Raw genomic sequence first — 12,105 nt, forward strand, 5'->3', positions numbered from 1 at the left:
CTGGGAGCTGGCGCTGGTCCGGCACGGTCGGCTGGCCGGGGCGGGCGTGTCCCCGCCGGGTGTCCACCCGCGACCGACGATCGCCGCGATCCGGGCCACCGCGGAGACGGTCCGCCCAGGCCACGGCCCGGTGCCCAGCGCCTCGGCCGAGGAGACCGAACGCATTCTGTCCTGGTTGGAGAGACCGGAGACCCGCCTGGTGGAGATCTCGTCCGGCTGGGCGTCCCCGGTGGCCGGTGCGGGCCGCTTCCGTGACCTGCTGAGCAAGGCGGAGGGAGCGGCGAGCCACCAACTCTCGACCGAAAGCTCATGACCAAGTGACCGATCGGACTACGTCGACTCGCTTAGGCTGTTAGAGAAGTGCAGTCCTGCCCGTTTCGTGGGCCTGCTTCCGGTTGCCGGGGTCCGGCGGCCGTGGAGCCGGGGTGAGGAGGTGTCCCACGTGGACGTCGACGCCGGACACGGCGCCGCCCTGGGGGGCGCCCTTCCGACCCGGCCGGGCGAGCTGCCCCTGACACGTCGACTGCGGTCGCTGCTCACCTGGCCGACCACCGAGAACGAGCCGGTCGCCCACCTCGTCCGCGCCCACCGGGCCATCCACTCCGGCACCGATCCGGCGGTGCTGCGCCGGGCGTACACGATCGCGGAGAACATGCACCGGGGGCAGTTCCGCAAGAGCGGCGAGCCCTACATCACGCACCCGCTGGCGGTCGCGCAGATCTGCGCCGAGCTCGGCATGGACACCACGACCCTGGTCGCCGCGCTGCTGCACGACACGGTGGAGGACACCCGCTACACGCTCCAGGCCCTCGCGGAGGACTTCGGCCCGGAGGTGGCCCACCTCGTCGACGGGGTGACCAAGTTCGACAAGGCGTTCTACGGCAAGGCCGCCGAGGCCGAGACGATCCGGAAAATGATCATCGCCGCCGGCAAGGACGTCCGGGTGCTGATCATCAAGCTGGCCGACCGCCTCCACAACATGCGCACCCTCGGCGTCCGGTCCGCCGCGTCCCGGGAACGCATCGCCCGCAAGACGCAGGAGGTGCTGGTCCCGCTCTGCGACCGGCTCGGCATCCAGACCCTGAAACGCGAACTGGACGACGTGGTGCTGCTGCACCTGGAGCCGGACGAGCACGCGCGGATCGCCCGGCACGTGCACGACCGGCCGGGCTGGGACGCGTACCTCGACGCGGTGGTCGGCCAAGCGAAGACCGCGCTGCGGCGCAGCCGGGTCGACGCGCAGGTCACGCCCCGGCCCCGGCACCTGTACTCGATCTGGAAGGACACCGTGACCGGCGGGCACGCCAGCCCGTTCGACCTGCCCCGCATCGCGGTGGTGGTGGACGGCCCGCCCACCGACTGCTACGCCGCCCTGGGCGCCATCCACGGGACCTGGCGACCGGTCCCCGGCCGTTTCAAGGACTTCATCGCCTCCCCGAAGAACAACCTCTACCGGTCCCTGCACACCAGCGTGCTCGGCCCCGACGACCGCACGGTGGAGGTGTTGATCCGCACCGAGGAGATGCACCGCTGGGCCGAGTACGGCATCGCCGCCGACTTCCGCTTCCCGCGCGCCGGCGGCAGTGCCAACGCCCGCGCCGAGCAGCTCGACTGGCTGCGCCGGGTGCTCGACTGGGAGCAGGACGCCGCCGACCCGGCCCAGTTCCTCGAATCGCTGCGCTGCGACCTGGCCGAGGCGCAGATCCAGGTCTTCGCCGACGGGCGCCAGGTGGTGCTGCCGGCCGGCGCGACCCCGGTCGACCTCGCGTACGAGTTGGGCACCGAGCGCGGCGACCACTGCCTGGCTGCCCGGATCAACGGCCGGCTCGCCCCGCTCTCCTCGGAGCTGGACGAGGGTGACGTGGTGGAGATCTTCACCGAGACCGACGCCGCCAACGGGTTCGAGGCCGACGCCGCCCCGCGCGGGCCCCGCCGGGAGTGGCTGGGCTTCGTGAAGTCACCGCAGGCGCAGATGCAGATCAACCGCTGGTTCTCCGACCACACCGAGCCGGGCATCTCGATCACCGACAAGGTGCGCCTCGGGCGGGCCACCATCGGGCTGGCCCTGCGCACGTACAACCGGGGGCTCGCCAGCGACCTGCCCCTGCTGCGGCTCTCCGAGGAGTTGGGCTACCCCGACCTGGAGACGATGCTGGTGGCGGTCTTCGACCGCGTGATCGAGCCGGACGCGGTGGTCCGGCAGCTCATCGACCTGGTCGACCACCGGCAGTGACTCCTGCGGGTGGAGGGTTCCTCGCGGCCACTAGCCTGGACCCATGATCCCCCGCTCCCGCCTCACCGGCCGCGCCGTCGCGTACCAGGTCTTCTACCGACTGCCGCTGCCGGTGCGGCGCCGGCTGGTCCGGCTCGCCGTGCCCAAGTACATCGTCGGCGCGGTCACCCTGGTCCGGGACGCCGAGGCCGAGGGGGCGGGTCGTCTGCTGCTGCTGCGCCAGCCGCCCGGCAGGGGCTGGTCGCTGCCCGCCGGTCTGTTGCAGCAGCGGGAGGCTCCGATCGTGGGGGCGGCCCGTGAGCTGTACGAGGAGTCCGGCATCCGGCTCTCGCCGCGCGAGCTGCGCCCGGCGGTGCCCAACGCGATCGTGCACGACAAGGGCTGGGTGGACGTGGTGTTCACGGCCGAGGTGCCGGCGTCGACCACCACCCTGACGGTGGACGGCGCCGAGGTGTTCGAGGCCGCCTGGCACCCGCTGGACGACCTGCCGAAGCTGACCTGGCCGACGGCGCGCCTGCTGGCGTACTACGACATCGGGCCGCTGGCCGGGCAGTTCCCGCCGCCGGTCCCCGACGACCGGCCGTGACCGCCGACGGGGCCCGGCGACCGGCCGTGCGGTCCGGCGACGTCGAGGTCTGTGCGGTGGTGCTCGCCGCGGGTGAGGGCACCCGGCTGCGACCGCTGACCGAGCGGGTCCCCAAGGCGCTCTGTCCGGTGGGGAACGTGGCGCTGCTCGACCGGGCGCTCGCCCGGCTCGCCGGGCTGGGACTGGCCGGCCCGGACCGGGTCGCGGTGAACGCCAGCTACCTCGCCGACCAGGTGGTCCGCCACGTCGGCGAGCGGGCGCACCGCTCGGTGGAGCCGGACGGCCCGCTGGGGACCGCCGGCGGTGTGGCGAAGCTGCGGGACTGGATCGGCGGGCGGGGCGTGCTCGTCGGCAACGCCGACGCGTACCTGGCCGATGAGGCGGCGCCGCCGGGTGAGGACATCGCCGCGCTGCTGCGGGACTGGGACGGCGAGACCGTACGCCTGCTCGGCCAGCCCGCCGCGGACCCGACGGCTCCGGGCACCTTCGACGGGCACGTGTTCACCGGCTTCTCCCTGCTGCCCTGGCGGCTGGTACGGGACCTGCCGGTGGAGTTCGGTGACCTGGTCCGGGCCGTCTGGCGGCCGGCCGAGGCGGCCGGGGCGCTGACCGTGGTGCCGTACCCGGGGACCTTCCTGGACACCGGCACGCCCGGCGACTACCTGGCGGCCAACCGGCACGCCGCCGGAGGCGGGAACCTGGTCGACCCGACCGCCACCGTGACCGGCCGGTGCCGGGAATCGGTTGTCGGGGCCGGGGCGGTCGTCCACGGCGACCTCACCCGCACGGTGGTCTGGCCGGGAGCCGCCGTGCACTCCGGCGAGCACCTGTACGACGCGGTCCGCGCGGGCGGGGACCTGACGGTGGCGGCCACTCCCCCGCTCGCCGGGCCGGGGAGCCTCTAGCATGGGCGACGACGCCGACGAACGGAGAACTGTCCCGTGATCACCGCGATCGTCCTGATCGACTGCGCCACCGACTCGATCCCCGAGGTGGCCGAGAACCTGGCCAACCTGCCCGGCGTCAGCGAGGTCTACTCGGTGGCCGGCCACGTCGACCTGATCGCCATGGTGCGGGTGCGGGAGTTCGAGCAGATCGCCCAGGTGATCGCCGGCAGCATCTCCAAGGTCCCCGGCGTGCTCAACACCGAGTCGCACATCGCCTTCCGCGCGTACTCGCAGCACGACCTGGAGGAGGCCTTCGCGATCGGTCTCGCGAACGCCGACTGACCACGGACGCCCGGATCCGCCCCCGGGACACGCGGCGGCCGGCCCACCCGAGGGTGGACCGGCCGTCGGTGACGGACGTCAGCTTCCGGTCGGAGCCGGCGTCTCGGTGCCCGGAGCGGGCGTCTCGGTGCCGCCCGGAGCCGGCGTCCCGGTGGTACCGCCCGGGGCCGGAGCCGGTGCGGTCCCGCCCGGGCTCGGGGTGCCGGTGGTCTGCGGAACCGGGATGCCCAGCTGCTGGGCCAGTTCCACAAGCGCGTCGTAGTGCGCCTGCAGAGTCGGCAGCGCGGTCTGCGCCAACTGGACCACCGACTGCTCGGAGCCCTGCGAGATCTCCGTCTGGGTGGCCTGGATGGCCTGGACGTGACCGGCCAGCTCCTTGGTCACCCACAGCCGGTCGAACTCCTGGCCGCTGACGTTGTTCAGCTGGTCGAGCACGCCCTGCTGCTCTTGGTTGGGTTCGTCCGGCAGCTCGACGTCGAGATTGTCGGCGACCTCCTGGACCGACTGGTCCAGCTGCGTGTGGTCGGTCTTGAAGCGCTCACCCAGGTCCTTCACCCCCTGGCTCTCGCCCTTCTGCTGGGCAAGGTCACCGGCGGTGATCTCCAACAGGTTCACCTGGTGGACCGCCTGCAGATACTGGGAGTCCTGATCTGACGGCTGCGCCACGGCCTGTGCGGCCGCGGCGGGTGCGATACCAACCAGCACCAGTGCGGCCAGCAGGCCCAGACGTTTGATTCCCAACATGCTTCCCCCCCTTGAGACGTTGGACCGCACGGATACCCGGCTGACCGGCGTTATTCCTGGATCCACCCGTCCCTGGCCGCCCTCCCGCGACCCATCGCCTGCGCGATCTTGCCCTTTCGGGCCCCTTTCGGCACGCTACACCCGTTTTGCCCGACCTGACCTGCGTGATGGCGGGCGTGGGTGAGGGCCGGGAAACGACGTGGCGCCCGCCGGATCGTTCCGGCGGGCGCCACGGGGGTGTCGCGAGGGGTCAGCGGCGAGGTTCGCCGCTGGTGATCTCCTCCCGCTCCGGTCGGGCTTCGACCGGCGGGTGGCCCGGCGAGACCGGCGCCTCGGCCGGCTTCTCGATCGGGTAGAAGAAGCCCCGGATGGCCGGGCCGAGAGCGCCGAGCCGGTTCATCTTCTTCGGCACGACCCAGCCGGCGTACTCCAGCGCACCGTGACCGTCGGCGTGCCCGTTGGACGCGCTGAGCGGCTGGTGCACCTCGACGAACCGACCGTCCGGCAGCCGCCGGATGATGCCGGTCTCGACGCCGTGGGCGAGCACCTCCCGGTCGTGCTGCTGGAGACCCAGGCAGACCCGGTAGGTGAGGTAGTACGCCAGCGGCGGGACCACCAGCAGGCCGACCCGGCCGGCCCAGGTCATCGCGTTCAGGCTGATCTGGAACTTGTCGGCGATCACGTCGTTCGCGCCGGAGAGCGTCAACACCACGTAGAAGGAGACCGCCATGGCGCCGACCGCCGTGCGGGCCGGGACGTCGCGCGGCCGCTGGAGCAGGTTGTGGCTCTTGCGGTCCTTCAGGTGCCGCGCCTCCATGAACGGGTACAGCGTCGACAGGCCCACCAGGATGCCCGGCAGGACGACCGTCGGCCAGAACAGCGGCGGGATCACGTACCCGTCACCGATCGGGATGTTGATCTCCCACGCCGGCATCAGACGGGTCGAGCCGTCGAGGAACATGACGTACCAGTCGGGCTGGCTGGCGGCCGAGACCACCCACGCCTCGTACGGACCGAAAAGCCAGATCGGGTTGATCTGGAACAGACCGCCCATCAGCGCGACGACGCCGAAGACGACCATGAAGAAGCCGCCCTGCTTGAGCGCGTACCGCGGGAACATGCGCTCGCCGACCACGTTGCCGTTGGTCCGGCCGGGGCCGGGCCACTGGGTGTGCTTCTGCTTGAAGACCAGGCCCAGGTGGACGCTGATCAGCGCGACCAGCAGACCCGGGATGAGCAGCACGTGGGCGATGAAGAACCGGCTGATGATGATCGTGCCGGGGAACTCGCCACCGAAGATCGACGAGGTGAGCCAGGAGCCGATCACCGGGATGGAGAGCATGATCGCCGAGGCGATCCGGAGGCCGGTGCCGGACAGGCCGTCGTCCGGCAGCGAGTAGCCGGTGAAGCCGGCGAGGAAGCCGACCCAGAACAGCAGCGAACCGATGATCCAGTTCGTCTCACGCGGCTTGCGGAACGCGCCGGTGAAGAAGACCCGCATCATGTGCACGACGATCGAGGCCATGAACAGCAGCGCCGACCAGTGGTGCATCTGCCGCATGATCAGACCACCCCGGACGTCGAACGACAGGTCCAGGCTGGAGGCGTACGCGGCGGACATCGGCGTGCCCCGCAGCGGGGCGTAGCTGCCGTTGTAGACGACCTCGGTCATCGCCGGCTCGTAGAAGAAGGTCAGGAAGACACCGGTCAGCAGCAGGATCACGAACGAGAAGAGCGCGATCTCGCCGAGCAGGAACGACCAGTGGTCCGGGAACACCTTGTTCAGCAACCGCCGCAGCGGGGTGGCCACCTGGAAGCGGTCGTCCACTCCCCGCGCGGCGTTGCCCGGCACGGCCGCCATGTCAATCTTTCGCCGCTTCACGGCCGCTCCCAGAAGTCGGGCCCGACGGTCTCGGTGTAGTCGGACTTCGCCACGAAGAAGCCCTCGGCGTCGACCTCGATCGGCAGCTGGGGCAGCCGCCGGCTGGCCGGGCCGAAGATCGGCTTCGCGTTGTCGGTGATGAGGAACTGCGACTGGTGGCACGGGCAGAGCAGACGGTTGGTCTGCTGCTCGTACAGGCTCGCCGGGCAGCCGGCGTGCGTGCAGATCTTCGAGTAGGCGGCGTAGTTGCCCCACATGTAGTCGCCGTGGCCGATCCGCTCGTTGGCCTGGCGCGCCTCCTGGGCGTCCGAGTCACGGAGGTGGATCAGCAGGGTCGGCGAGTCCGCGTGCTGGTTGCTCACGCCGTGCTCGATGCCGGGGAACACGGTGATCTGACCGCCGGTGCTCACGTCGGCCGGGCGGACCGGACGGCCGTCCTCGCGGACCAGCCGGACCTTCCCGCCGCCCTCCGCCGGGGCGAACCCGGTGGTGAACATCTGGTTGTTCTTGTGCGGCTGCGAGATCAGGCCACCCACCAGCGGGGCCGCGGCCACCGCGCCGACCGGCACCAGACCGGCCAGCAGCGAGATGCCGAGCAGCGGACGGCGCTTCACACCCAGCTCGTCGGCCATGTAGAGCATGGTCTGACCGGTGATGATGCGGTCGTCCTCGTTCACCGCGCCCTCGTGCCGGTCCTGGATCGACACCTCCTTGGGCAGCAGCTTCTTGCCCCAGGTCAGGATGCCGAAGCCAACCGCCAGCAGGGAGATGCCCATGGTCACACCGAGCAGTGGGGTGTACCACTTGTCTCCGCCGCGGCCCGGAGCGTACTCCCACGGCCACCAGATGAAGATCGCCAGGAAGGCGGTCGCCGCCAGGCCGGTGAGGAGGAAGAACAGCGCGACCGTACGGGTCAGCCGGCGCTCGGCCTTGCTGCCCGGGACGACCTGCGGCTCGTAGTGGACGATCTCGATGTCGTCCCGGCGCGCGCCCTCCAGGACGATGTCGAACCGGCCCAGCCGGGGGTCCTGCACGTCGAGCGGTTCCCGGGCCTGCTGGGCCTGGTGCTCGGTGTGGGTGGTCATGCCGTCACCTCGCTACGGACGGTGCCGACGTGCGACACCAGCGTAATCGTACTCACGTTCCGGCCGGTCACGACTTGCCCGCGATCCACAGGCTGGCGAAGACCAGCGCGACGATGCCGACCAGGAAGATCGCCAGGCCCTCGGTGGAGGGGCCGTAGCGGCCGAGGTTGAAGCCGCCCGGGTCCTGGTCGTGCTTCAGGGTCTCCTGGATGTAGGCGATCAGGTCCGCCTTCTGCTCCGGCGTGATCTGGTTGTCGCCGAAGACCGGCATGTTCTGCGGACCGCTCAGCATGGCCGCGTAGATCTGCCGGTCGGTGGCCGGCCGTAGGCTCGGCGCGTACTTGCCCGAGGAGAGGGCCCCGCCGCCGCCGCCGAACGCGTGGCACGACGAGCAGTTGATCCGGAACAGTTCGCCACCGGCGGCGATGTTCCCGTCGTCGTGCAGGTTGTCACCCTCGGGGACGATCGGCCCGCCGCCCAGCTCCTGGATGTACTGCCCGAGCTGGCGGACCTCCTCGTCGGTGAAGAGCTCCGGCTTGCGCATGGCCTGGGCCTCCTGACGGGCCATCGGCATGCGGCCCGTCCCGACCTGGAACTCCACCGAGGCCGCGCCGACGCCGATCAGGCTCGGGCCGCGGCCCTCGACACCCTGCGCGTTGCGACCGTGACAGGTCACACAGCTCACGTCGAACAGCGCCTTGCCCTCGGCGGCGGCGCCGGTCAGCGGCGGATTGTCCTGCGCCTGCACGCCCGGGGCGAAGACGGTGTAGGCGCCGCCGGCCAGCATCAGCGCGGCGAACAGGCGGACCGCGGCGCCCAGCCGGCGGCGGCCCCTGCTGCGCGCCGCGGGCCGCTCGCGCAGCCGCGCGAGCAGACCGCGTCGGCGGTCGTTGTCAGAAGTCATGACCTGTGTCCTTAACCGGTTGGACCTTGTCTCAGGGGACGGAGCAGCGGCGCGGTTCGTGACGCGCCAAGATCACTGAAGCCAGTAGATCATGGCGTAGAGCCCGATCCACACGACGTCGACGAAGTGCCAGTAGTACGACACGACGATCGCGGAGGTGGCCTGCGCCGGCGTGAACCGGCCCATGGTGGTGCGGATCATGAAGATGATGAAGGCGATCAGACCGCCGGTCACGTGCAGACCGTGGAAGCCGGTGGTCAGGTAGAACATCGACCCGTAGCCGTCTTCGTTGATCTTGATGCCCGCGTGCACCAGCTCGCGGTACTCGTTGACCTGACCGAGCACGAAGATCAGGCCCATCACGAAGGTGATCGTGAACCAGCGCCGCAGCGCGTGCACGTCACCCTTCTCGGCGGCGAACACGCCGAGCTGGCACGTCACCGAGGAGAGCACCAGGATCACCGTGAACGTGGTCGCGTACGGGATGTTCAGGTGCACGGTGTGTTCCGCCCACTGCTCCGGTGCCGCCGCGCGGATGGAGAAGTACATGGCGAACAGCGCCGCGAAGAACATGAGTTCACTGGAGAGCCACACGATCGTCCCGACGCTGACCATGTTGGGTCGGGTCAGGGAGTGGATCCGGCTCTTGTCAATGGCTGGGGCCGCAGTCACGCGGTCATTATTGCCCCTGACCGGGGCCGCCGATCAGCGGGGGGCCAAACCCGTGGCATCCGCGGCCCGACCGGTCAGGTCCGGTTCGCCTGGCCTAGTCTGAAAAGCGTGCTGCACGTCGATCCGATCTCCGTCGCCACCTCGGCCGCCGCGCCGGCGGTGACCGCGGCGACCCCGCCGCCGTTCACCGTCACCTCGGTGTTCACCGAGACGCGGCTGGACAGCTGGCTCGCCGTCGGGCTGGTGCTCGCCGCCGGAATCTACCTCTACGGGGTGCACCGGCTGCGGATGCGCGGCGACCGCTGGCCGGTCGCCCGTACCGTCTTCTTCATCGGCCCCGGCCTGGGCGGCATCGCGGCGGTCACGGTGAGCGGCCTGCACGCGTACGACACGGCGCTGCTGTCGGTGCACATGGTGCAGCACATGGCGCTGTCGATGATCTCGCCGATCTTCCTGGCGCTGGGCGCGCCGATGACGCTGGCGCTGCGCACCCTGCCGCCCCGGCCCCGCAAGCGGCTGCTGGCGATCGTGCACAGCCGGATCGCCCGGGTCTACACCTTCCCGCTGGTCGCCTTCACGATCTTCGTGGTCAACCCGTTCGCGCTGTACTTCACCGACCTCTACCGCTACACCCTCGAACACGCCTGGGCCCACGAGATGGTGCACGCGCACTTCATCCTGACCGGCTGCGTGTTCTTCTGGCCACTGCTCGGCCTCGACCCGCTGCCCGGCCGCTGGCCGTACCCCGGCCGCGCCCTGCTGATGCTCCTGTCGGTGCCGTTCCACACCGTGCTCGGGCTCACGATCATGCAGAGCAGCACGCTCTTCGGCGGCGACTGGTACCCGTCGCTCGGCCTGACCTGGGCCGACCCCTGGGAGGACCAGGTCGTCGCGGGCGGCATCCTGTGGGCCGGCGGTGAGGTGGTGAGCGTCACCATGCTGGCCGTCCTGGTCGTGCAGTGGATGCGCCAGGCCGAGCGCGAGGCACGCCGGATCGACCGCGACCTCGACCGCCAGGAGGCCCGCCAGCGGGCCGCGGAGACCGCCGCCTGAGCTGCGCGGACGGTACGCCCCGAGCACCGGGCCGGGCGGGACGTCGGCAAGGTCACACCGACCGGTACGATCAGCGGGCAGCTACGAGGTGGGAGCCAGTTCAGTCATGAGCGAGCGCAGCGAGCGAATCATCAGGCGCAGTGCAATGGTGCCTCAGGACGGCACGGAGCGAAGCGGAGTGCCGGCATGAGCGATCGTCTGTGCACCGTCCTGCTCTACAGCGACGACCCGCAGGTCCGCGACCGGATGCGGCTCGCCGTCGGCACCCGGCCCGCGCCCGGGCTGCTGATCGAGTTCGTCGAGGCGTCCACCTACGCCGAGTGCGTCCGCCTGGTCGACGACTACGAGATCCACCTGATGCTGCTCGACGGTGAGGCCAGCCCGGGCGGCGGCATCGGCATCGCCCGCCAGATCAAGGACGACCGGGACGACGCTCCCCCGACCTGCGTGGTGATCGCCCGCGCCGCCGACCGATGGCTCGCGGCGTACGCCGAGGTCGACGCCACCCTGGTGCACCCGCTCGATCCGGTGACCACCGGCACGACGGTGGCCGAGCTGCTGCGGACGCACGCCCCCGCCTGACGTCCCGCACTCCGGCCCACCTTGGTGCCGGAGAAGACCGGCGCCGGCTCCATCCCACCCGCACCTCGTACGCTCGGGAGGCCCGCCATGGGCGATCGGACCTGGCCGCACCTCCTCGCCGCGCTGCTGCGCGGGGAGGAACTCTCCACCGCCGACACCGCCTGGGCCATGGGCGAGGTCATGTCCGGCTCGGCGGCCCCGGCGCAGATCGCCGGCTTCGCCGTGGCGCTGCGGGCCAAGGGCGAGACCTCCGCCGAGCTGGCCGGTCTGGTGGAGGCGATGCTCGGCAAGGCCGTCCTGGTGGAGCTGCCCGAGGAGCTGCGCGCCAGCGCGCTGGACGTTGTCGGCACCGGCGGTGACCTCGCCCACACCGTCAACATCTCCACCATGGCCTCGCTGGTGGTGGCCGGCGCCGGAGTCCGCGTGGTGAAGCACGGCAACCGGGCCGCGTCCTCCTCCTGCGGCACCGCCGACGTGCTGGAGTTCCTCGGCGTACCGCTCGACCTCGGCCCCGAGGGCGTCGCCCGGTGCGTCGCCGAGGCCGGCATCGGCTTCTGCTTCGCCGCCCGGTTCCACCCCGGCATGCGGCACGCCGGCTCCACCCGTCGCGAGCTGGGCGTGCCGACCGCCTTCAACTTCCTCGGCCCGCTGACCAACCCGGCCCGACCCCGGGCGGCCGCGGTGGGCTGCTTCGACGCCCGGATGGCCCCGGTGATGGCGGGCGTGTTCGCCGCCCGCGGCGACTCGGTGCTGGTGATGCGCGGCGAGGACGGGCTGGACGAGTTCACCACCGCCGCGCCGACCCGGGTCTGGGCCGCCCAGAACGGCACCGTGCGGGAGGCGGTGCTGGACTCCGTCGACCTCGGGGTGCCCCGGGCCACCCTCGCCGACCTGCGGGGCGGAGACGCCGCGCACAACGCCGGCGTGGTGCGTCGCCTGCTGGACGGCGAGACCGGCCCGGTCCGCGACGCGGTCCTCGTCAACGCGGCGGCGGCGCTGGCCACCCAGGGTCCACTCGACGGTGACCTCACCGGGGCGCTGCGCGCCGGGCTGGACCGCGCCGCCGAGTCCATCGACTCCGGGTCCGCCGCCCGCACTCTCGACCGCTGGATCGAGGTCGCCCGCGGCGCCTGAC

At 71.3% G+C, this 12,105-nt stretch carries 12 protein-coding genes and 1 pseudogene; 8 read left to right on the forward strand and 5 right to left on the reverse strand.

Annotated elements, in window-relative coordinates; genetic code table 11:
- The 5 genes and pseudogenes from AB0I76_RS12345 to AB0I76_RS12365 form a co-directional block, all read left to right on the forward strand.
- Positions 1-313, forward strand: a pseudogene (locus AB0I76_RS12345) (endonuclease); the annotation flags it as partial.
- Between the two features lie 129 nt (positions 314-442).
- Positions 443-2,233 carry an HD domain-containing protein gene (locus tag AB0I76_RS12350; RefSeq protein WP_357033815.1) on the forward strand — a complete coding sequence of 597 codons (1,791 nt, stop codon included), beginning with the start codon at positions 443-445 and terminating at the stop codon, positions 2,231-2,233.
- Between the two features lie 43 nt (positions 2,234-2,276).
- Positions 2,277-2,819, forward strand: coding sequence for an NUDIX domain-containing protein (locus AB0I76_RS12355; protein ID WP_357033817.1), 543 nt, complete (start codon positions 2,277-2,279; stop codon positions 2,817-2,819).
- Positions 2,816-3,724, forward strand: coding sequence for a sugar phosphate nucleotidyltransferase (locus AB0I76_RS12360; protein ID WP_357033819.1), 909 nt, complete (start codon positions 2,816-2,818; stop codon positions 3,722-3,724). The genes AB0I76_RS12355 and AB0I76_RS12360 overlap by 4 nt, the downstream gene beginning before the upstream one ends.
- Positions 3,725-3,760: 36 nt before the next feature.
- Positions 3,761-4,048, forward strand: coding sequence for an Lrp/AsnC ligand binding domain-containing protein (locus AB0I76_RS12365; RefSeq protein WP_088999172.1), 288 nt, complete (start codon positions 3,761-3,763; stop codon positions 4,046-4,048).
- A gap of 78 nt (positions 4,049-4,126) precedes the next feature.
- Here the strand turns inward: AB0I76_RS12365 and AB0I76_RS12370 are convergent, their stop codons facing one another.
- The 5 genes from AB0I76_RS12370 to AB0I76_RS12390 all read right to left on the reverse strand — a co-directional run bounded on the left by AB0I76_RS12370 (position 4,127) and on the right by AB0I76_RS12390 (position 9,335).
- Complete coding sequence (locus AB0I76_RS12370) at positions 4,127-4,792, reverse strand: DUF4142 domain-containing protein (protein WP_357033821.1); 666 nt, start codon at positions 4,790-4,792, stop codon at positions 4,127-4,129.
- A 250-nt stretch (positions 4,793-5,042) separates the two neighbouring features.
- Positions 5,043-6,674: a cytochrome b N-terminal domain-containing protein gene (locus tag AB0I76_RS12375; RefSeq protein WP_357033823.1), complete on the reverse strand. Its 1,632-nt coding sequence runs from the start codon at positions 6,672-6,674 to the stop codon at positions 5,043-5,045.
- Complete coding sequence (locus AB0I76_RS12380) at positions 6,671-7,759, reverse strand: Rieske 2Fe-2S domain-containing protein (protein ID WP_357033825.1); 1,089 nt, start codon at positions 7,757-7,759, stop codon at positions 6,671-6,673. The genes AB0I76_RS12375 and AB0I76_RS12380 overlap by 4 nt, the downstream gene beginning before the upstream one ends.
- Before the next feature lie 67 nt (positions 7,760-7,826).
- Positions 7,827-8,663 (reverse strand): c-type cytochrome, encoded by an 837-nt coding sequence (locus AB0I76_RS12385; RefSeq protein WP_357033827.1) that lies wholly within the window; start codon positions 8,661-8,663, stop codon positions 7,827-7,829.
- Positions 8,664-8,735: 72 nt separating this feature from the next.
- Positions 8,736-9,335 (reverse strand): heme-copper oxidase subunit III, encoded by a 600-nt coding sequence (locus AB0I76_RS12390; RefSeq protein WP_357033829.1) that lies wholly within the window; start codon positions 9,333-9,335, stop codon positions 8,736-8,738.
- A 108-nt stretch (positions 9,336-9,443) separates the two neighbouring features.
- Here AB0I76_RS12390 and AB0I76_RS12395 point away from each other — a divergent pair, with 108 nt between their 5' ends.
- From AB0I76_RS12395 to trpD, 3 genes are all read left to right on the forward strand, one after another.
- Positions 9,444-10,388 (forward strand): cytochrome c oxidase assembly protein, encoded by a 945-nt coding sequence (locus tag AB0I76_RS12395; protein ID WP_357033831.1) that lies wholly within the window; start codon positions 9,444-9,446, stop codon positions 10,386-10,388.
- Positions 10,389-10,574: 186 nt separating this feature from the next.
- On the forward strand, positions 10,575-10,970 hold the full coding sequence (locus tag AB0I76_RS12400; protein WP_357033833.1) for a hypothetical protein: 396 nt from the start codon (positions 10,575-10,577) through the stop codon (positions 10,968-10,970).
- 87 nt (positions 10,971-11,057) lie between these two features.
- Positions 11,058-12,104, forward strand: coding sequence for an anthranilate phosphoribosyltransferase (trpD, locus tag AB0I76_RS12405; protein WP_357033834.1), 1,047 nt, complete (start codon positions 11,058-11,060; stop codon positions 12,102-12,104).
- The last annotated feature ends 1 nt before the right edge of the window (position 12,105 follow it).

The organism is Micromonospora sp. NPDC049799, from assembly GCF_040656655.1.
Lineage (GTDB): Bacteria > Actinomycetota > Actinomycetes > Mycobacteriales > Micromonosporaceae > Micromonospora.

What these genes read in the sequence shown, in the direction of transcription:
- AB0I76_RS12355 (WP_357033817.1), top strand. Translation starts at nt 2,277, where the DNA reads ATGATCCCCCGCTCCCGCCTCACCGGCCGCGCCGTCGCGTACCAGGTC.
- AB0I76_RS12370 (WP_357033821.1), bottom strand. Translation starts at nt 4,792, where the DNA reads ATGTTGGGAATCAAACGTCTGGGCCTGCTGGCCGCACTGGTGCTGGTT.
- AB0I76_RS12380 (WP_357033825.1), bottom strand. Translation starts at nt 7,759, where the DNA reads ATGACCACCCACACCGAGCACCAGGCCCAGCAGGCCCGGGAACCGCTC.
- AB0I76_RS12385 (WP_357033827.1), bottom strand. Translation starts at nt 8,663, where the DNA reads ATGACTTCTGACAACGACCGCCGACGCGGTCTGCTCGCGCGGCTGCGC.
- AB0I76_RS12400 (WP_357033833.1), top strand. Translation starts at nt 10,575, where the DNA reads ATGAGCGATCGTCTGTGCACCGTCCTGCTCTACAGCGACGACCCGCAG.
- trpD (WP_357033834.1), top strand. Translation starts at nt 11,058, where the DNA reads ATGGGCGATCGGACCTGGCCGCACCTCCTCGCCGCGCTGCTGCGCGGG.